The sequence below is a fragment of the Salinibacterium sp. SWN1162 genome (assembly GCF_015864675.1).
Lineage (GTDB): Bacteria > Actinomycetota > Actinomycetes > Actinomycetales > Microbacteriaceae > Rhodoglobus.
Genome location: NZ_JADYWT010000002.1, coordinates 278,363 through 297,716 on the forward strand (window position 1 = coordinate 278,363; position 19,354 = coordinate 297,716).

18 protein-coding genes are annotated in these 19,354 nt (G+C 60.6%); 11 read left to right on the plus strand and 7 right to left on the minus strand.

Translation table 11 applies throughout. The annotated features are described in order from the left end of the window. Window positions 1–32 precede the first annotated feature (32 nt). From I6E58_RS11050 to I6E58_RS11075, 6 genes are all read right to left on the minus strand, one after another. Entirely contained in the window at window positions 33–791 is a 759-nt protein-coding gene (locus tag I6E58_RS11050; RefSeq protein ID WP_197133556.1) for a succinate dehydrogenase iron-sulfur subunit, read from the minus strand. Then, entirely contained in the window at window positions 791–2,605 is a 1,815-nt protein-coding gene (sdhA, locus tag I6E58_RS11055) for a succinate dehydrogenase flavoprotein subunit (protein ID WP_197133558.1), read from the minus strand. Before sdhA ends, I6E58_RS11050 begins: the two co-directional genes overlap by 1 nt. Beyond that, window positions 2,606–3,052, minus strand: coding sequence for a succinate dehydrogenase hydrophobic membrane anchor subunit (locus tag I6E58_RS11060; RefSeq protein ID WP_129073137.1), 447 nt, complete (start codon window positions 3,050–3,052; stop codon window positions 2,606–2,608). 2 nt (window positions 3,053–3,054) lie between these two features. Continuing rightward, complete coding sequence (sdhC, locus tag I6E58_RS11065; RefSeq protein WP_256386366.1) at window positions 3,055–3,438, minus strand: succinate dehydrogenase, cytochrome b556 subunit; 384 nt, start codon at window positions 3,436–3,438, stop codon at window positions 3,055–3,057. Window positions 3,439–3,679: 241 nt separating this feature from the next. After that, on the minus strand, window positions 3,680–4,126 hold the full coding sequence (locus I6E58_RS11070; protein WP_197133560.1) for a MerR family transcriptional regulator: 447 nt from the start codon (window positions 4,124–4,126) through the stop codon (window positions 3,680–3,682). Window positions 4,127–4,151: 25 nt separating this feature from the next. Further along, window positions 4,152–5,285 carry a glycosyltransferase family 1 protein gene (locus I6E58_RS11075; RefSeq protein ID WP_197133770.1) on the minus strand — a complete coding sequence of 378 codons (1,134 nt, stop codon included), beginning with the start codon at window positions 5,283–5,285 and terminating at the stop codon, window positions 4,152–4,154. A gap of 89 nt (window positions 5,286–5,374) precedes the next feature. On the opposite strand from I6E58_RS11075, the gene I6E58_RS11080 reads away from it, so the two are divergent. The 8 genes from I6E58_RS11080 (at window position 5,375) to I6E58_RS11115 (ending at window position 15,245) form a co-directional block, all read left to right on the plus strand. Beyond that, complete coding sequence (locus I6E58_RS11080; protein WP_129073140.1) at window positions 5,375–6,496, plus strand: mannose-1-phosphate guanylyltransferase; 1,122 nt, start codon at window positions 5,375–5,377, stop codon at window positions 6,494–6,496. A gap of 88 nt (window positions 6,497–6,584) precedes the next feature. After that, complete coding sequence (locus I6E58_RS11085; RefSeq protein WP_197133562.1) at window positions 6,585–7,724, plus strand: BMP family protein; 1,140 nt, start codon at window positions 6,585–6,587, stop codon at window positions 7,722–7,724. A 124-nt stretch (window positions 7,725–7,848) separates the two neighbouring features. Beyond that, window positions 7,849–9,363 carry an ABC transporter ATP-binding protein gene (locus tag I6E58_RS11090; RefSeq protein WP_197133564.1) on the plus strand — a complete coding sequence of 505 codons (1,515 nt, stop codon included), beginning with the start codon at window positions 7,849–7,851 and terminating at the stop codon, window positions 9,361–9,363. Then, window positions 9,360–10,631, plus strand: coding sequence for an ABC transporter permease (locus I6E58_RS11095; protein ID WP_197133566.1), 1,272 nt, complete (start codon window positions 9,360–9,362; stop codon window positions 10,629–10,631). The genes I6E58_RS11090 and I6E58_RS11095 overlap by 4 nt, the downstream gene beginning before the upstream one ends. Then, on the plus strand, window positions 10,631–11,911 hold the full coding sequence (locus I6E58_RS11100) for an ABC transporter permease (RefSeq protein WP_197133568.1): 1,281 nt from the start codon (window positions 10,631–10,633) through the stop codon (window positions 11,909–11,911). The genes I6E58_RS11095 and I6E58_RS11100 overlap by 1 nt, the downstream gene beginning before the upstream one ends. 4 nt (window positions 11,912–11,915) lie before the next feature. Then, window positions 11,916–12,332 carry a cytidine deaminase gene (locus tag I6E58_RS11105; RefSeq protein WP_129073143.1) on the plus strand — a complete coding sequence of 139 codons (417 nt, stop codon included), beginning with the start codon at window positions 11,916–11,918 and terminating at the stop codon, window positions 12,330–12,332. Next, window positions 12,325–13,641 (plus strand): thymidine phosphorylase, encoded by a 1,317-nt coding sequence (locus I6E58_RS11110; RefSeq protein ID WP_197133605.1) that lies wholly within the window; start codon window positions 12,325–12,327, stop codon window positions 13,639–13,641. Before I6E58_RS11105 ends, I6E58_RS11110 begins: the two co-directional genes overlap by 8 nt. A 68-nt stretch (window positions 13,642–13,709) precedes the next feature. Continuing rightward, entirely contained in the window at window positions 13,710–15,245 is a 1,536-nt protein-coding gene (locus tag I6E58_RS11115) for an MFS transporter (protein ID WP_197133607.1), read from the plus strand. 70 nt (window positions 15,246–15,315) lie between these two features. Here I6E58_RS11115 and I6E58_RS11120 read toward each other — a convergent pair whose 3' ends face one another. Beyond that, window positions 15,316–16,263, minus strand: a complete 948-nt coding sequence (locus I6E58_RS11120; RefSeq protein WP_197133609.1) for a nucleoside hydrolase — start codon at window positions 16,261–16,263, stop codon at window positions 15,316–15,318. A 48-nt stretch (window positions 16,264–16,311) separates the two neighbouring features. Here I6E58_RS11120 and I6E58_RS11125 point away from each other — a divergent pair, with 48 nt between their 5' ends. The 3 genes from I6E58_RS11125 to I6E58_RS11135 are packed head-to-tail and all read left to right on the plus strand — an operon-like array spanning window position 16,312 to window position 19,352. Beyond that, a complete protein-coding gene (locus I6E58_RS11125; protein ID WP_197133612.1) occupies window positions 16,312–17,490 on the plus strand; it encodes an adenosylhomocysteinase in 1,179 nt (392 codons plus the stop codon). Then, window positions 17,490–18,173, plus strand: a complete 684-nt coding sequence (locus I6E58_RS11130) for an IclR family transcriptional regulator (protein WP_129073146.1) — start codon at window positions 17,490–17,492, stop codon at window positions 18,171–18,173. Before I6E58_RS11125 ends, I6E58_RS11130 begins: the two co-directional genes overlap by 1 nt. Window positions 18,174–18,230: 57 nt before the next feature. After that, window positions 18,231–19,352, plus strand: coding sequence for an adenosine deaminase (locus tag I6E58_RS11135; RefSeq protein WP_197133615.1), 1,122 nt, complete (start codon window positions 18,231–18,233; stop codon window positions 19,350–19,352). Window positions 19,353–19,354: the final 2 nt, after the last annotated feature.

Genomic DNA, 19,354 nt, shown 5'->3' on the forward strand with positions numbered 1-19,354 from the left:
CAGGGGCGATCTTGTTTAAGACGAGTCGGCGCTTAGGCCTTGCCTCTAATGATGGCCTGCTTCACTTCAGCAATCGCCTGCGTAACTTGGATGCCGCGAGGGCAAGCGTCGGTGCAGTTGAAGGTGGTGCGGCAACGCCACACACCCTCTTTGTCGTTGAGGATGTCGAGGCGAACCTGCGAGCCCTCATCGCGCGAGTCGAAGATGAAGCGGTGAGCGTTCACGATGGCTGCCGGGCCGAAGTACTGGCCGTCAGTCCAGAACACGGGGCAGCTCGACGTGCACGCGGCGCACAGGATGCACTTGGTGGTGTCGTCGAAGCGAGCACGTTCTACGGGGCTCTGCTTGCGTTCCTTGCCACTCTTGGTGGCGCCTGCCATCAAGAACGGGTTGATCTCTTTGTAGGAGTCGAAGAACGGCTCCATGTCAACGATCAAGTCCTTCTCGAGCGGCAGACCCTTGATGGCTTCCACGTAGATCGGCTTGGTGATGTCGAGGTCCTTGACCAAGGTCTTGCAGGCCAGACGGTTGCGGCCGTTGATGCGCATGGCATCCGAACCACAAATACCGTGCGCGCACGAGCGACGGAAGGTCAGCGACCCATCCTGTTCCCACTTGATCTTGTGCAGAGCATCGAGAACACGGTCGGTCGCGAATAGCTCGACGTCAAAGTCTTCCCAACGCGGCTCTTCGTCAACATCCGGATCGAAACGACGGATGATGAGGGTCGCAGTGAAGGTAGGAATCTCTTCGGCTGCGGCAGGCTTCTTGTCAGCGACGGCAGTGCTCATTAGTACTTTCTCTCCATCGGCGGGTAGTTAGTGATCACTACCGGCTTCCAGTCGAGGCGGATGTGGTCACCCGCCTCCTCTGATTCTGGGTCGCCCGTGAGGTACGCCATCGTGTGCACGAGGAAGTTCTCGTCGTCACGATTGGGGTAGTCCTCACGCATGTGACCGCCGCGGCTTTCCTTGCGCGAACGCGCCGAGTACACGAGTACTTCGGCGAGGTCGAGCAGGAAGCCAAGCTCCACGGCTTCGAGCAGGTCGGTGTTGAACCGCTTGCCCTTGTCGTGCAGTTGAATGTTCTTGTAACGAGCGCGCAGCTTCTGGATGAGGTTGGTGACCTCTTCGAGGCTCTCATCCGTGCGGAAGATCTGCGCGTTGCGGTCCATCGAGTCTTGCAACTCTTTACGGATTACGGCAATGCGCTCGGTGCCATCACCGGCGCGAACCATGTCGAGGATGCGCTTGACGCCCCCGGCGGGGTCCTTCGGCAGCGGTACGAACTCAGCGGTCTTGGCGTACGCGACGGCCGACTTACCGGCTCGCTTTCCGAAGACGTTGATGTCGAGCAGCGAGTTGGTGCCCAAACGGTTGGAACCGTGAACCGAAACACACGCACACTCGCCAGCGGCGTAGAGACCCTTGACGACATCCGTGTTGTTGCGCAGAACTTCTGCTTGAACGTTGGTCGGGATGCCACCCATGGCGTAGTGCGCAGTCGGCAGTACGGGTACGGGTTCGGTGTACGGCTCAACACCCAGGTAGGTGCGAGCGAACTCCGTGATGTCCGGCAGCTTTTCGTCGATGACGGCAGGCTCGAGGTGGGTGATGTCAAGGAACAGGTAGTCCTTGTCAGGGCCAGCTCCGCGGCCTTCACGAATCTCGGTGGCCATGGAACGCGCAACGATGTCCCGCGGCGCGAGGTCCTTGAGCGTCGGCGTGTAGCGCTCCATGAAACGCTCGCCCTCGGCGTTACGCAAGATAGCGCCTTCGCCTCGAGCAGCTTCAGAGAGCAGAATGCCGAGCCCGGCCAACCCGGTGGGGTGGAACTGGAAGAACTCCATGTCTTCAAGGGGGAGACCCTTGCGCCAGATGATTCCGACGCCGTCACCGGTGAGGGTGTGGGCGTTGGATGTCGTCTTGAAGATCTTGCCGAATCCACCGGTGGCGAAGATGATCGCCTTCGACTGGAACACGTGCAGCTCGCCGGTGGCGAGTTCATACGCCACAACGCCAGAGGGCTGTTCGATGCCGTCGACCTCGGTCATGACCAGATCGAGAACATAGAACTCGTTGAAGAAGTTGATGCCGAGCTTGACGCAGTTTTGGTACAGCGTCTGAAGGATCATGTGACCGGTGCGGTCGGCCGCGTAGCAGGCACGACGAACAGGAGCCTTGCCGTGCTCGCGGGTGTGACCACCAAAACGACGCTGGTCGATCTTTCCGTCTTCGGTGCGGTTGAACGGGAGACCCATGTTCTCCAAGTCGATTACCGCGTCGATTGCCTCTTTGGCGAGGATCTCAGCAGCATCTTGATCGACGAGGTAGTCGCCACCCTTGACGGTGTCGTAGGTGTGCCATTCCCAGTTGTCGTCCTCAACGTTCGCGAGGGCAGCAGCCATACCGCCCTGCGCTGCACCAGTGTGCGAGCGAGTGGGGTAGAGCTTCGAAATCACTGCGGTCTTAGCGTGCGGGCCGGCTTCAATAGCGGCACGCATGCCGGCGCCACCGGCGCCCACAATGACGATGTCGAACTGGTGGTAATGGACTCCGTCAATGACGGTTCCGTCGGCGATATCGCCGGTGTTGATCGTAGACAATTAGCGTCCCTCACAGATGCTGGCAAGCAGGGCTGGGTCAGCACCGGCTGGGCAGGGGTCGAAGGTGGTGATCACGAGGGTTCCCAGCGTGATCAGGATGATGGTCGATGCGGCGATTCCAATGAGCAGAATCTTGCGAACCTTGGGATTGCTTGCATAGTCGTTGACCAGCGTGCGCATTCCGTTGCCGCCGTGAATGAGAGCAAGCCACAACATGAGGCCGTCCCAGACTCGCCAGAACGGGTCAGAGAGCTTGCCGCCGACGAATGCGAAGTCGATGGCCTTGACTCCCTCGCCCAAGAACATATTGACAAGAAGGTGGCCGAAGATGAGAACCACAAGAACGACGCCAGATGCGCGCATGTAGATCCATCCCCATTTTTCCCAGTTGATTCCGCCGGTACGACGGCCACGGGTTGGAGTGCGGGGGGCTTCGATGAGACTCATGCTCAACCTCCGAAGACGTGCATTAGCTGGCGGGGAATGAATCCGGCGAGCAGCACAAGCCAGATACCTACGACGACCCAGAACAGGGTGCGCTGGTGCTTGGCGCCGAAAGCCCAGAAGTCAATCAGGATGATGCGCAGGCCGTTGACCGCGTGGAAGCCGATCGCTGCCACAAGGCCGATCTCTGCAAGACCCATGAGCGGCGTCTTGTAGGACTCGATGACGATGTTGTAAGCCTCAGGGCTTACGCGGATGAGTGCAGTGTCCAAGATATGCACGAGGAGGAAGAAGTAAATGCCCACACCCGTAATACGGTGCAGCACCCACGACCACATGCCCTCTTTACCCCGGTACAGGGTGCCAGCAGGTCTCTTGGGTGAGCGAATCTTGGGCGGCGTCTGCGGCTCCGCCACTAGGTTGCTCGCCGACTTCTCTGGCACGAGGACCCTCCTTGCGGTCTTGGGTCGCGTCCACCGCGACCGATGAGTGTCCGCGAAGCGGACCTTCCCATTCTATTCCCGCTCACTGACGCCCGCTTCCCAGTCGACCCTAAATAGCAAGAAATCACGAAGGTTTTCGTGAATATTGCGGAACTTAAGAAGCACCGATGAGCGCGAACCATGCAATTTACGAAGAGGCCCCCGCGGTGAGGAGAGCTACATCGCGTCGCTCGTCGCTAGTGTCGTGCTCATTGAGAGCCGCACGGTACAAGCCAATTTTCGCGGTGATGCCAGCAAGGTGTCGTTCCTGCTCGGCCAATTCGCGGGCAACGTTGTCGCGATGCTGCTCGAGCAAGCGCATTCGTTCGGCAGCGGTGTCGTGATCGCTGCGCACGAGATCTGCGTATTCGAGGATCGAGCGGATGGGCATGCCGGTGCGGCGAAGGTGGCCGATGAACTCGACAGCTTTGACATCAATCTCGCGGTAGCGCCGTTGGCCATTAGAGAGGCGGGGTACTACTAGTAGTCCGGCCTTCTCGTAATAACGCAGCGTGTGCACCGTTACGCCGGTGTGCTCCGCGACTTCGCCGATGCTGAGGACTTGCTCCGTGTGGTTTGTCATTGCAGTGTTCATTGTTCTCCCTAGAGTGCACTCTAGGTCAAGATTTTGGCGCGAACACAGGCACCGCAGCGATCGTCGACTCGTAGTGCCCCATCAGCTCAGCGCAGATGCCGCTCCACGATTTGTTGAGCACAGTCCGTCGCCCGGCCTCACCCATGCGTGCCCGAAGTCCTGGGTCGATGGCGAGCGCCTCCACATAGGCGCGCAGCTCGCCATCGTTGTCGGCTTCGAACAGAAAGCCGTTGTTTCCGTGGTCGATCAAGTCGATCGGCCCGCCGGCGCGAGGGGCAACTACGGGCAAACCGGCAGCGTGAGCTTCCTGCAAAGTTTGGCCAAAGGTCTCCTCCGTGCCCGTGTGGGCGAAGATATCGAAGGCGGCGTAAGCCGTCGCCAGTTCCTCACCGCCGAGCTTGCCGAGCCAAGTAACGGGGATGCCAGCAAGTTCCTTTTTCACGAGCGCAGTCGAAGATCCGTCTCCTACGATCGCCACGCGCACTCCGGTCAGTCCGCGAAGAGTGCGAAGTCGCTCGACCTGCTTTTCCGGAGCGATGCGCCCGACGTAACCGATGACGACTTCGCCGTGAGGGGCGAGCCGCGTGCGCAATCGGGCGGTGGCGGGGGAGAGCTTTTTCGCGGGGTGGTACATCGCCAGGTCGACCCCGCGGCCCCAGCGCTCGAGCTTCGTGAGGCCGATTGCTTTCAGATCGGCCATGGCAGTGCTGGAGGGGGCGAGTGTCAGTTGCGCTCCATCGTGGATCCAGCGCACAATGCGCCAGGCCAATTTCGTCGCTTGCCCGAGACGGTGGCGGCGGGCGTACCCCGCCACATCCGTCTGAAAAATAGCCACGGTTGGAATGCCGAGGCGGTTAGCGGAGGAGATGGCCTGCGCGCCAAGCAGGAACGGTGCTGCCGCGTGAACGACGTCAGGCCGAAAGTCGGCTATGAGCTTGTGCACTTGCGGGTTCGGAAGTCCCACCGGGAACTGGCGGTACGCCAGCGCGGGAACAGCGTGAACAGCGAAGCCCGCGTACGATCGTGGCGCTCCGGCCGAGGGGCAAATGACGATTGCGTCGTGGCCCTCCGCGCTCAGGTAATCGAGCACTTTGAGCACGCTATTCGTGACTCCGTTGACGGTGGGGAGAAAGCTCTCACTCACAATGACGATTCGCACAATCAGCACCTCAGTTCGTCTCGTGATGCTCACGGTACGAGGCGCGGATATCCGGCGAGTTAACGGGCGCTGAAGTCTATGGTTGATACATGAACCAACATGAGGGATCGTTCGACAACTTCTACAGCGTGATCCCGGCCGGCGGCATTGGATCGCGTCTCTGGCCGCTGTCCCGCGCGGATGCCCCCAAGTTTCTGCATGACCTCACCGGGTCAGGCCAGACCCTGCTGCGTGACACATGGGATCGACTAGCTCCGCTTTCCGGTTCGGATCGCATCATGGTTGTCACGGGGCGTGCGCATCGTGCCGCTGTCGAGAAGCAGCTGCCAGAGCTCAGCGACCCCAACGTTGTGCTCGAAAGCGAACCGAAAGACTCGTCCGCAGCCATTGGGCTCGCGGCCGCGATCCTACTCAAACGCGAACCTAACGTGATTATCGGATCGTTTGCGGCCGATCATGTGATTCGCGACATCCGTGGGTTCAAGCGCAGCGTGCGCGAATCGATTGCAGTCGCGAACGCCGGGTTCATTGCGGCGATCGGCATCACCCCAACCGAGCCCGCCATCGGATTTGGCTACATCCACTGCGGAGACGCTCTGGAGATTGAGGGTGCGCCGAGCGCGATCAAGGCCAAGTCGTTTGTCGAAAAGCCCGACTTCGCTACGGCCCAGTCGTATGTCGCCAGCGGCGACTTTTTGTGGAACGGTGGCATGTTCATCTCGCGCGCCGACGTTCTGCTCGAACAACTCGGTAAAGCGCAGCCGGAGTTGCTCGAGGGCCTCACTGCGCTTGCCGAGGTGTGGGACACCCCTGAGCGGGGTGCTGTCGTCGATGCCGTTTGGCCACATCTCGCCAAGATCGCGATCGACTACACGGTGGCCGAGCCGGCAGCAGCAGAAGGCAAGCTCGTGGTGGTTCCCGGCGACTTCGATTGGGACGACGTGGGGGATTTCGCCTCGATCGCTAAATTGCACTCGGGGGGCCGCAAATCTGACTTGGCCATTCTCGGGGAGAACGCACGAGTTTTGGCTGATAAGTCGACCGGAGTTGTGATTAGCCAGACTGACCGGCTTATTTCCCTCATTGGGGTAAACAACATCGTCGTGGTCGATACACCGGACGCTTTGCTGGTTACTACAACTGCGAACGCTCAGAGAGTGAAATCTGTGGTGGATGCTCTAAAAATCTCCGGACGCAACGACGTCTTGTGACGTGGGGATTTCGCGTTTGTAACCATTCGGCTTCGGCGCTCATATTCGCACAATGGAACCGTTGATTCTTCGGTAGCGTAGGTTCACTATGTTTCGACAATTTCTGTCGGACAGCATCTTGGAGGACACCTTGAGAATCAGCACTCACGGCCGCGCACTCAGCGGCATGGCGCTCGTTGCGACTAGCGCACTCGTACTCGCCGGTTGCGCATCTGCACCGGAAGAGACCGAAGCAGGATCGGGCGAAATGCTTGATTTCCTTCCCTGCATGGTTTCCGACTCGGGCGGATTCGACGACAAGTCGTTCAACCAGCTCGGCTACGAAGGCATCGAAGCTGCAGCCGACGAGCTCGGTGTTACGTTCAACGCAGTCGAGTCGACCAGCGATGCAGACTATGCGCCCAACATCGAGAGCCTCATTGCCGAGGGTTGCGACCTGATCGTCACTGTTGGATTCAACCTCTCCGCAGCGACCGTTGAATTTGCTCAGGCAAACCCCGACGTCAACTTCGCCATCGTCGATGATGCAGCAGACAACGACTTCGACGGAATGACTGACTCCGACAACATCAAGCCCATCCTCTTCGACACCGCTGGCGCAGCGTTCCTCGCTGGCTACGCGTCGGCAAGCTACTCGAAGTCAGGCGTCGTAGGTACCTACGGCGGAATGAACTTCCCCACCGTCTCCATCTTCATGGATGGTGCAGCTCAGGGCGTCGAGTACTACAACGCTGAAAAGGGAACCGACGTTACGGTTCGTGGTTGGGACACTGCAGCTCAGGACGGAACGTTCATCGGTAGCTTCGCTCCCGGAACCGACTCGCGCGCCGCAGCTCAGAACCTGATCGACCAGGGTGCAGACGTTCTGCTTCCCGTCGGTGGACCCATCTTCCAGAGCGCGGTTGAGGCAATTCGCGACTCCGGCAAGGACGTCGCCATGATCGGCGTCGACGCTGACCTCACCGAGACCGAGACCGAGGCAGCAGACCTGTTCCTCACCTCGATCCTCAAGCAGATCAAGGTTGCTGTTGAAGAAGTAGTCACCGAGGCTTCGAGCGGATCGCTCGACACCACGCCGTACATCGGAACCCTCGAAAACGGTGGAGTTGGCATCGCGCCGTTCCACGACTTCGAATCGATGGTTGACGGAGGCCTCGAGGCTGAACTCGTTACGGTCAAGGACGGCATCATCTCCGGCGACATCGTCGTCAAGTCGTACCTCAACTAGTTAGATAGCACTACAGGGGGCTGGCTCGAGAGGGTCAGCCCCCTTCGTTTTCGATTAGCCTTCTGAGGCTAATTGTGTGAATCCCACGATGGCGAGGACGCCATCACAGCATTGAGGAGAGATTGTGAAGCTTGAGCTGCGAGGTATTACCAAGCGCTTCGGTGACCTAATCGCGAATGATCATATTGATCTCACTGTCGAAGAGGGCGAGATTCATTGTCTCCTCGGCGAGAATGGCGCGGGCAAGTCAACGTTGATGAATGTGCTTTACGGCCTGTATCAGGCTGAAGAGGGCGAGATTCTCATCGATGATGAGGTGCGCCACTTCGCTGGCCCCGGAGACGCGATGCGCTCTGGAATCGGTATGGTCCACCAGCACTTCATGCTGATCCCCGTCTTCACCGTGGCTGAAAACGTCGCTCTCGGGCACGAGCAGGTCTACGGCCCCGGCCTCCTGAACTTAGAAGCTGCTCGCACCCTCGTGCGTGAAATTTCCGCACGATTCGGCTTCGACATCGATCCCGATGCTCTCGTGGAAGACCTTCCCGTGGGCGTTCAGCAGCGAGTTGAGATCGTCAAGGCGCTCTCCCGCGAAGCCAAGGTTCTCGTTTTTGACGAGCCGACCGCTGTGCTTACCCCGCAGGAAACTGACGAGTTCATGGCGATCATGCGTCAGCTCAAGAGCGAGGGAACCTCTATCGTCTTCATCACGCACAAGCTGCGTGAGGTCCGCGAAGTAGCGGATCGGATCACCGTAATTCGCCTCGGAAAGGTCGTCGCCGAAGCCGACCCCAACGCGGGCAAGGAAGAACTCGCTTCGCTCATGGTTGGTCGTGCGGTTGACCTCACGATCGACAAGGCGCCGGCGCAACTCACCGACAACGCGTTGGTCATTGACAGCCTCACGATCGCTGACGAGCATGGTCATCGCGCGGTGAAAGATCTCACTGTCACGATCCGTGGCGGCGAAATTCTGGCAATCGCTGGAGTGCAAGGCAACGGTCAAACTGAGCTCGCTGAGGCGCTGCTCGGAATGCAATCGCGCGCCTCCGGATCCATCACGCTCAACGGACAAGAGCTTCTCGGGCTCAACCCGCGTCAGATTCTCGACTCTGGTGTCGGTTACGTACCCGAAGACCGCACCGTCGACGGCCTCGTTGGAGAATTCAGCGTTGCCGAAAACTTGATGCTCGACCGCAGCGACGGCGAGCCGTTCGTGAAGCTCGGAACTCTGCAAACTGAGGTTCTGAACGAGTTCGCGACTGAAAAGCTCGAGTCGTACGACATCCGTGCGCAGAGCATCCACGAGCACGTCTCAAAGCTTTCGGGTGGTAACCAGCAGAAGGTCGTTCTGGCGCGCGAAATGAGCCGCGAACTCTCGCTGCTCGTCGTCTCGCAGCCGACTCGTGGACTCGACGTCGGATCGATCGAGTTCGTGCATGAGCAAATCGTTGGAGTGCGTGATCGCGGTGTTCCCGTGATCGTCGTCTCAACAGAACTCGACGAAGTTGTGTCTTTGGCAGACCGCATCGCGGTCATGTACAAGGGGCAAATCGTGGGAATTGTGCCTGCGGATACCCCCCGCGAAAAACTCGGCCTCATGATGGCTGGCGAACGTATTACGGAGGAGGCAGCATGAGCGAGCCAACACCCCAGAAGCCCGAAGAGCAGAAGCCGGAGGATGTCGTCTCGCTGAACAAAGCCGAGGGTTCGCAGATCAACCCTGACGGTGCGCGCTGGACTAACGCATTCCGCGAGATTGCGTCCGGAAGCGCCCTGCTGTCCGTGCTTGCTGTCGTGCTTGCCATCCTGATCGGTGGCGTACTCATCGCGTTTACCGATCCCGGAGTTCAAGAGGCGGCCGGTTACTTCTTCGCTCGCCCTGGAGACCTGTTCACGGCAATCGGCAGCGCTGTCGGCGGCGCGTACCTCGCGCTCTTTCAAGGATCGGTCTACGACTTCCGTCGCGATGACTTCCTGTCTGGCATCAAGCCGCTGACGCAGACTCTCGTGTTTGCGACGCCGCTGATCGCAGCCGGCCTCGGAGTTGCCATCGCTTTCCGCGTCGGACTCTTCAACATCGGTGGCCGCGGCCAGATCATCGTCGGTGCAGCTTTCGCCGGGTACGCCAGCTTTGCTTGGGACCTGCCGATCGTCATCCACGTCACCGTTGCGGTGATCATGGGCATCATCGGTGGTGCTCTCTGGGGTGCCATTGCGGGGCTCTTGAAAGCTCGTACCGGTGCCCACGAGGTAATCGTGACGATCATGCTGAACTACGTGGCGTACTACCTGATCAGCTTCTTGCTGCGCACGGATCTGCTCAAGAACCCCGGTTCGAACAACCCGAAGACTCCGCCAGCAGCAGAGAACGCCATCTTGCAACCGATTTTCGGTGATGGATTCAAGCTGCACTGGGGATTCATCCTCGTTGTCGCTGCGACAGTTCTGGCCTGGTGGCTTATTGATCGATCGAGCCTGGGCTTCAAGTTCCGCGCCGTCGGTCTTAACCCGCACGCGGCTCGGGTCGCTGGCGTCAAGGTTGAGCGCATCTACGTCTACGTCATGCTGATCGCGGGTGGCTATGCCGGTCTCGCGGCGAGCACCGAGGTGCTCGGAACGACTACCAGCGGGTTCACGTCTGGGGTGGATGCCGGCATCGGCTTCGATGCCATCACTGTGGCGCTCTTGGGGCGCTCGACTCCGTGGGGTACGTTCGCCGCCGGAATCCTCTTTGGTGCGTTCAAGGCCGGTGGCTTCACCATGCAGGCCTCACAGAGCATCCCGATTGACATCGTTCTCGTTGTGCAGTCGCTCATCGTTCTGTTTATCGCAGCACCGCCCCTCGTGCGTGCTGTGTTCCGATTGCCGCAGCCCGGCGCTCGCGCAAAGAAGGTGCTGAGCTAATGACTTTCACAAAAAACACTGAAAGCAAGACCACGGCCGCATCGAAGATTGATCGCCGTAGCTGGAAGATGCCAATTGCGTTTGCGATCGTCTCGCTGATCTCTGGCGTTCTCTTCATCGGTTTCGCTGAGGATGCTGCCACCGGCTTCAACCTCTCGACCGGTACCGACCTCATCCAGTTGCCGGTAATTCACCTGCCAGCCTTGGCGACGGGTATCGTCGTGACGATTCTGACCGCGCTCATTGCGGTCGGCTCAGCGTTCATGATTTCTCAGGATCGCCGTGTTCCCACGTGGATTCCTGCCGCCGGTGCGGTCTTCGCGCTCACGGGGTTCCTGACCTGGGCCGCTGCGGATGAGACTCTGCGCGTTCCTGAGTTGTTCGCTGGCTCGCTGGTTCTTGCAGTGCCTCTCGTGTTCGGTGCGCTCGGCGGCGTTATCTCCGAGCGTGTCGGAGTGGTCAACATTGCGATCGAAGCTCAGCTGCTGGCTGGTGCGTTCGTTTCCGCGGTTGTTGGCACCGTCACGGGATCGCCGTTTGCTGGTCTCTTCGCCGCTGCCGTGGCGGGAATGCTTGTCTCGTTCTTGCTCTCGGTGTTTGCGATCAAGTACCTCGTCAACCAGATCATCGTGGGTGTTGTCATCAACGTTCTGGTTTCGGGACTGACTGGCTTCCTGTACTCGCAGTGGCTCACGGAGAGCCCCGGGCAGCTGAACAACCCTGAAGGCTTCTCCACGCTACCGATCCCGATTCTCAGCGGCATCCCGATCATTGGGCCGGTGCTCTTCAAACAGACGATCATCGTGTACATGCTCTATGTGATCGTTGCTGCGGTTGCCTTCGCGATGTATCGCACGCGCTGGGGCCTGCGTCTTCGCGCTGTGGGAGAACACCCCAAGGCTGCAGACACCGTCGGTATCAACGTGACGTTGACGCGCTTCTGGAACGTTGCCCTCGCGGGCGCGATCGCCGGAATGGGTGGAGCGTTCATTACGCTGAGCCAGACGGGTCAGTTCGGCAAGGATGTCACGGCGGGCGCCGGCTTCATCGCCCTCGCCGCGGTGATCTTCGGTCGCTGGGATCCGATCAAGGCAACGCTCGCTGCATTGCTGTTCGGTTTCGCGAGCAACTTGCAGAACGCGCTGAGCGTTGTTGGTTCGCCGGTGCCGAGTGAGTTCATGCTCATGCTGCCGTACGTCGTGACGATCATCGCCGTGGCCGGTCTGGTCGGTAAGTCTCGACCGCCAGCAGCATCCGGAACACCATACATAAAGGGGTAACGCTATGACGATCGAGCCGCAATCAATCGACTGGGATGCGCTGAGGCTCGTCGCCAAAGATGCCCTCACCCACGCCTACGTTCCCTATTCGAAGTTCCCGGTCGGCGTCGCCGCAATTGTCGACGACGGCCGGGTAATTTCGGGCGCGAACGTAGAGAACGCCTCGTATGGTCTCACCCTGTGCGCCGAATGCTCCATGGTGTCGGCGCTACACATGTCGGGCGGCGGAAAGCTCGTTGCGTTCACGTGTGTCGACGGCAAGGGCAATGCCCTCATGCCGTGTGGCCGCTGCCGCCAGCTGCTCTTCGAGCACTCTGCCGAAGGCATGCTGCTCGAGACCGTGTCGGGCATCAAAACGATTGACGAAGTAATTCCCGACGCGTTCGGGCCACGAACCTTAGAGGAGTACCGCGGTGAATAACAGCGCAGCAGAATCCGGTATCGAACGTTTCGACGCCGTCGACCTTATCCACACCAAGCGTGACAAGGGTGTGCTGAGCACCGACCAGATCAACTGGCTTGTGGATGCGTACACTCGCGGTTACGTCGGCGATGAGCAGATGGCTGCCATGACAATGGCCATCTTCATCAACGGCATGGAGCGCGAAGAGATTCGCGACCTCACGCTCGCGATGATCGCCAGCGGCGAGACCCTGAGCTTTGAGGGACTGGGCAAGCCCACAACCGACAAGCACTCCACGGGTGGCGTCGGTGACAAGATCACCCTGCCGCTCGCCCCTCTGGTCGCGTCCTTCGGCGTTGCCGTTCCGCAGCTTTCGGGCCGCGGGCTCGGTCACACCGGCGGCACGCTCGACAAGCTCGAGAGCATTCCCGGCTGGCGCGCCGACCTCACCAACGAAGAGTTTTACGCGCAGTTGCGTGGCGTTGGTGGTGTCATCTGTGCCGCTGGTTCGGGCCTCGCTCCGGCCGACAAGAAGTTGTATGCCCTTCGCGACATCACCGGAACCGTCGAGGCGATCCCGCTGATCGCATCCTCGATTATGAGTAAGAAGATCGCAGAAGGTACTTCGGCGCTCGTGCTCGACGTGAAGTTCGGTTCGGGTGCCTTCATGAAAGATGCTGCCCGCAGCCGCGAGCTCGCCGAAACCATGGTTCGTTTGGGTAAGGATGCCGGCGTCAAGACGGTGGCTCTGCTCACGAACATGAACGTTCCCCTCGGCCTCGCTATCGGTAACGCGAACGAAGTACGTGAATCCGTGGAGGTACTCGCCGGTGGTGGCCCCGCTGATGTTCGTGAACTCACGATCGCTCTCGCTCGCGAGATGCTCGCCCAGGTCGGGCACGAGGACGCCGATGTTGAGGCTGCTCTCGACAACGGTCAAGCGATGGATGCCTGGCGCGGCATGATCAGCGCGCAAGGTGGCGACCCGGATGCCGCTCTACCGCAGCCGAAGGAAAGCCAGGTCGTTCTGGCTGACCGTGACGGTGTTCTCGTCGAACAAGAAGCGCTGCCGTTCGGTATCGCCGCCTGGCGCTTGGGTGCCGGTCGTGCCCGCAAGCAGGATCCCGTGCAGCACGCTGCCGGCATCGACCTGCACGCAAAGCCCGGAGATACCGTGCGCAAGGGCGAGCCGCTCTTTACGATGCACGCAGACGAACCAGCTCGCTTTGAACGCGCACTTGAGTCTCTCGAAGGCGCCTACCGCATCGGCGACGCCGGCGACACGGTGCACGATGGTGGTCCGCTGATCGCCGGACGCATCGACTAGCACGTCGGCTAAGAACGCAATTCTGAGGCTGAACGAGGGGTCTCATCCGCTGACGTACAGTTGTTGAAATGACGACAGCGGATGAGACCGTTCCCGGCGCTGAACCAGCGCAGAACGCTTCCGGGCGCACCACCGGATCGCCCAGTGAGACCGATAGCGACCACTCCACTAAATGGCGCGCCTTCTGGGTGTGCGTCGTGGTCGCAGCCATCACGATTCTCGACCTGTCGAAGGTCAACGTGGCGCTGCCCTCGATCGAAGACGCGCTCGGTGCGACTTCAACTCAACTGCAACTCATTGTCTCTGGCTACGTTCTGACCTTCGGTCTCGTGCTGGTGCCCGCAGGGCGTTTCGGCGACCAACGATCGCGTAAAACGCTGTTCCTCATCGGCCTCTCGGTGTTCACGCTGGCCAGCATTGCCTGTGCTCTCGCGCCGAATGCGGCTATGTTGCTCGTGTTCCGACTGCTGCAGGGCGTCGCGGCCGGCATCCAAATGCCTCAAGTGATCGGGCTAATTCAGCAGCTGTTCCAGGGCCCAGAGCGCGGGCGAGCGTTCGGCCTGTTCGGCGCCATGATCGGCATCTCGACCGCATTTGGCCCCACGCTGGGCGGTCTCATGATCGCCATCGGCGGCGCGCAGGATGGCTGGCGCTACATCTTCTGGATGAATGTTCCGCTCGGTATCATTGCGCTCATTCTTGCCTGGCGCATCCTGCCTTCGACGGCCAAGACCACCTACGCTCGCCTCGACCTTGATCCCGTCGGCATCGCGATTTTTGGTGTGACGGTGCTCGCTCTCATGTGGCCGTTCCTGTTTACGACGGGTGCACCGACGGATGATCCGAATCGATGGTGGCTTCTCGCGCTATTCGTCGTGGCTGCTGCGGCCTTCATCTGGTGGGAGCGCCGCTATGCGGAGAGCGGTCGTGCCCCGCTCGTGCCTCTCGGACTGTTTCGCATCAGCTCTTTTCGCAACGGCACTCTGCTTGCGACCGTCTACTTCGCCGCCATGCCCGCGATGTTCCTCCTCACGACGCTGTACCTGCAATTGGGGCTGGGACTCGAACCGGTGTTCGCCGGCATGGTGACGATCGGATTCGCTCTCACGAGTGCGTTCTCCTCGTGGCGCGGCGGCATTCTTGTTGAACGTTACGGACGCTCGCTCGTGGTGGTTGGGCTTGCGATTCTGATGGTCGGTATCGGCGTGCTCATGGCCGCAGCGATCCTTACCCCGCCGGCGATGACGCCGTTCGTCATGGCCGCGGCGATGTTTATCGGGGGTGCAGGCGGTGGGCTCGTCATCTCGCCCAATCAGACGCTCACTCTCCACGACATCCCGCCGCTCGAGGGTGGCCTCGCAGGCTCGGTGGGGCAGCTAGGGCAACGAATCGGCACAGCAATAGGAACAGCCGTCGCACTCTCCTTGTTCTACTCCACGCTCTACAACGAGCGCAACAGCGGTGAGAGCACGGTCGAGCTTTACCACCACGCCTATGGCATGGGAATGATCGCGACCACGGTGTTCTTCTCGATCGCCATTCTCATCGGAGTCGTCGATTTAGGGGCGCGCAAGCGGCGCGCCCGCGTTCCGGCGGCGGGCTAGCGGTCGGCCTAGCCGTCGCCCAACGGCCCAGCGGCGCAGCGGCGCAGCCGCAGCCGCGCCGCCAATCCGGCTAGAGCTGCGGGTCACCGATGCGCTCGAGAGCGTCGACAACCATTCCCCAGAACTTGCCATGGTCGAGCTTGCGGGCGACCTGAGTGGTGCAGTCGGCGGGGGCCGGGGCGCGAAAATCGGCCACGGTCATACCGAGCGTGAGCGTGCCGGCGAGTTCGACATCCAGCGGCACCTTGACGACCTCCATCACAGTGGGGTCGATGACGAAGGCGACGGCGCAGGGATCGTGCACCGGTGGGTGGTCGAAACCTTGCGCATCGCGGTAGGTCTCGCCAAAGAACTCAAGTAGTTCGCCGACGAAGCGAGCGGGGCCGGTGCCGACGGCTGCGATGGAAGCCGCGACCTCGTCTGTCGCGAGAGCTTCGTGGGTGAGGTCGAGGCCAACCATCGTGAGCGGCCAGCACTCGTTGAACACGATGTGCGCAGCTTCGGGGTCGATGACGATGTTGAATTCGCTCGTCGCGCTCCAGTTGCCGACGTTGACGCCGCCTCCCATAAGAACGACCTGCTTGACGCGCTCGGCGATGCGCGGCTCCTTGCGCACAGCGAGGGCAATGTTGGTGAGGGCACCGGTGGGCACGAGCGTTACGGTGCCAGGTTCGTGGCTCATGACGGTGTCAATGATGAAGTCGACGGCGTGCCGAGCATCCAATTCAATGGTGGGATCGGGCAGTACGGGCCCGTCGAGTCCTGACTCGCCGTGAATCGACTCGGCGACCTCAATCTGACGCACCAGCGGGCGGTGTGCTCCCCGAGCGAAGGGAACATCGGTGATGCCGGCGACTCGAGCGATGGCCAGAGCGTTGCGGGTGACTTTCTCGATGGTTTGGTTGCCCATGACGGTAGTGACGCCGAGGAGCTCGATCTCTGGATTGCCGTGCGCGAGCAGCAATGCAATCGCGTCGTCGTGTCCAGGGTCGCAGTCGAGAATAATTTTTTCGGTCATAACGAAAAGCATATATGAAAGCCATCTTCATATATGTAAGATCATGACATGACGAATAATCTTGTCGAGGCTGCCGCGGCGCGGTTGCTCTGGGTTAGATCGCGGATGCCGCTGCTGGCCGAGGTGCGCGAACGGTTCGAGCAGACGCAACCGTTCGCGGGGCACCGCATTGGAATGGCGATGCACCTCGAGCCGAAGACCGCAGTATTGCTCGAAACCTTGCGTGCCGGGGGAGCCGAAATCGTGGCGACCGGCAACCATGGGTCGACGCAAGACGATGTCGCGGCCTACTTGCGTGCGCAAGGAATGACGATTTTCGGTGCCCGTAGCGATTCGGAGCACGAATACGATGCTCATGTCTGGAGCGTGGTGGAGTCGAAGCCAGATATTCTCCTCGACAACGGAGCGGGCCTCGTCGCCCGTCTCGTAGAGCTCGGTCAGACCGACCATGTTGTCGGCGGCACCGAAGAAACCACCTCAGGGCGTTACCGGCTGCGAGACGAACTCGCCGCTCATATTCGTTTTCCCATCATCGTCATCGACGAAAACCCGCTGACGGTGATTAACGAGAACAAGCACGCGGCAGGCCAGTCGGTGGTCGAGAGCTTCATGCGCGTCACGAACGTGATGGTCTCTGGGCGGCGCTTTGTGGTGGCGGGCTACGGCTGGTGCGGTCGCGGAGTCGCACAGTATCTCCGCGCGCTGGGCGGCAAGGTCGCCATCGTAGAAGTGGACGAAATCAAGGCGCTTGAGGCTGCGCTCGATGGCTATCGAGTGGCGACGATGTTCGACCTTGCGGGATGGGGCGAGGTTTTCATTACCGCCACTGGGCATCCGCAAGTGCTCGCTACCGACTTCTTCGAGATCGTCGCCGACGGGGCGATGCTCGTCAACTGTGGTCACTTCGATTGGGAGATTGACGTCATGGCGCTTCGCGACTTGGCGACCAGTAGCACCATCATCGACGGTGCCATCGAGCGAATCGACCTTCCGGGAAATCGGCACGTGACGTTGCTCGCAGACGGCCGCATGATCAATCTTGCCGGGCGCGAGCCGCGCGGTAATTCCATCGACTCGATGGATCTCGGTTTCATGCTTCAGGCACTGTCGCTTGAACGCATCGCCACGGCGGCCAGCACGCTCGAGACTGGCGCGCAGCCGGTGCCGGACTCGATCAACCGCGAAGCGGCACGGCGGATGCTCGCCGCGATGAAAGCGGACCGCTGATGACGGGTGGCCCCGAGTACACTGCTCCCGCCCTCGATAAAGGGCTCGATATTCTCGAACTTCTGGCCGAGACTGCAGGCTCGCTCAGCCAATCGCAGATCGCAGAAGCCACCGGCCGCAGTACTGGTCAGATCTTTCGGGTCTTATCAACGCTGGAACGACGCGGCTACATTTTTCGAAACAAACAGTCGGGGCTGTACGAGCTTGCGATGAAACTGTTCGATCTCGCCCACCGTCATCCACCCCTTCGCAGCTTGGTGAGTGTGGCGCTTCCCGTCATGCAGCAGCTCGCCGAGCGCGCCAGGCAATCGTGCAACCTCGCCGTGCTCGATGGAGCCCTTGTGCGGGTGCTCGCGCAGGTCGAATCTCCCGCCGACTTTGGGTTCCGGGTGCGGGTCGGTGCAACATTCGACGTGCACACGACGGCGACCGGTGCCGTGCTGGCCGAGCGCGCCCCCACGGTCGATACTCCCGTCGGGGGCGTCGATACTCTCCACCCGGGAATTACCGACATCGTGGCTGCGATCCGCAGCGCGGATGGCGCGGTTCTCGCCGCAATCACAGTTCCCTATGTCGCTAGTGCGTTCAGCGATGTTCCCCCGGAGGCTGTGCGTGAACTTGTGGCTGACGCCGTGAAGCAAATCTCGAATCTTCTCAGCGAGGAAGCTTTCACGAGATCGTAACGTCATCCAGCGAAGCCACAGGGCGCTTTCAGCGATCGGCACGGTAGATTTGTAGATATGAACGCCGCTGTTGAGAATTTTGTAATGCCCGGAAGTGGCGCCAGCATCACGGCGCTTCCCAAAATCTCCTTGCATGACCACCTTGACGGCGGGCTTCGACCCCAAACGATCGTGGAGCTGGCCGACGAAATCGGCTACGAACTTCCCGAGACCGATGCGGGCAAACTCACCGAGTGGTTCTCGAGCCAGGCCGACTCGGGCTCTCTCGTTGACTACCTCAAGACGTTCGACGCGACGATCGCCGTGATGCAAACGACCGCCGGTCTCACGCGGGTCGCGAGCGAATTTGTTCACGACCTCGCCGCCGATGGCGTCATCTACGGAGAAATCCGTTGGGCACCCGAGCAGCACCTGCAGAAGGGCCTCGACCTGGATCAAGTTGTCGCCGCTGTGCAACAGGGACTCGAAGAAGGTGTGGATGCGGTGCGCTCGAGCGGCCGCAGCATCCGCGTTGGTCAGCTCTTGAGCTCCATGCGCCAGACCGACCGCGGCACCGACATCGCTGAGCTCGCCATCCGTCACCGCGACCGCGGCGTCATCGGCTTTGACATCGCCGGCCCCGAAGCAGGATTCCCACCGAGTCGCATGCGCGGAGCGTTTGATCTGCTCGCGCACAGCTACATGCCCACCACCATCCACGCGGGAGAAGCGGCTGGCCTCGACAGCATCCGTAGTGCTCTCTTTGACGGTCGCGCGCTTCGTCTCGGTCATGGTGTGCGCTTGGCCGAAGACATTACGATCGCCAACGAAGACGATGAGAACACGTACGTCACGCTGGGGGATGTGGCGCAGTGGGTGAAAGATCGCGAGATCGCGCTCGAACTCAGCCCCTCGTCGAACCTGCAGACCGGTGCCATCGAGCAGTGGGGTGACGAGATGGTCGACCACCCCTTCGACCTGCTCTACCAGCTCGGCTTCCGCGTGACGGTGAACACCGACAACCGTCTTATGAGTGCCACTACCCTCAGCCGCGAACTCGCGCTGCTCACGGAAGCGTTCGGGTACGACCTCACCGACCTTGAGGTATTTCAAATCAACGCCGCCGCGGCAGCGTTCTTGCCGATCGAAGACCGCGAAGAGCTTTCCGAAGCAATCAGCGTCGGTTTCGAGAGAGCGTAGCT

Coding starts and splice junctions, on each gene's coding strand:
- I6E58_RS11050 (WP_197133556.1), bottom strand. CDS start 791: ATGAGCACTGCCGTCGCTGACAAGAAGCCTGCCGCAGCCGAAGAGATT.
- I6E58_RS11060 (WP_129073137.1), bottom strand. CDS start 3,052: ATGAGTCTCATCGAAGCCCCCCGCACTCCAACCCGTGGCCGTCGTACC.
- I6E58_RS11070 (WP_197133560.1), bottom strand. CDS start 4,126: ATGAACACTGCAATGACAAACCACACGGAGCAAGTCCTCAGCATCGGC.
- I6E58_RS11080 (WP_129073140.1), top strand. CDS start 5,375: ATGAACCAACATGAGGGATCGTTCGACAACTTCTACAGCGTGATCCCG.
- I6E58_RS11085 (WP_197133562.1), top strand. CDS start 6,585: ATGTTTCGACAATTTCTGTCGGACAGCATCTTGGAGGACACCTTGAGA.
- I6E58_RS11095 (WP_197133566.1), top strand. CDS start 9,360: ATGAGCGAGCCAACACCCCAGAAGCCCGAAGAGCAGAAGCCGGAGGAT.
- I6E58_RS11100 (WP_197133568.1), top strand. CDS start 10,631: ATGACTTTCACAAAAAACACTGAAAGCAAGACCACGGCCGCATCGAAG.
- I6E58_RS11105 (WP_129073143.1), top strand. CDS start 11,916: ATGACGATCGAGCCGCAATCAATCGACTGGGATGCGCTGAGGCTCGTC.
- I6E58_RS11115 (WP_197133607.1), top strand. CDS start 13,710: ATGACGACAGCGGATGAGACCGTTCCCGGCGCTGAACCAGCGCAGAAC.
- I6E58_RS11120 (WP_197133609.1), bottom strand. CDS start 16,263: ATGACCGAAAAAATTATTCTCGACTGCGACCCTGGACACGACGACGCG.
- I6E58_RS11125 (WP_197133612.1), top strand. CDS start 16,312: ATGACGAATAATCTTGTCGAGGCTGCCGCGGCGCGGTTGCTCTGGGTT.
- I6E58_RS11130 (WP_129073146.1), top strand. CDS start 17,490: ATGACGGGTGGCCCCGAGTACACTGCTCCCGCCCTCGATAAAGGGCTC.
- I6E58_RS11135 (WP_197133615.1), top strand. CDS start 18,231: ATGAACGCCGCTGTTGAGAATTTTGTAATGCCCGGAAGTGGCGCCAGC.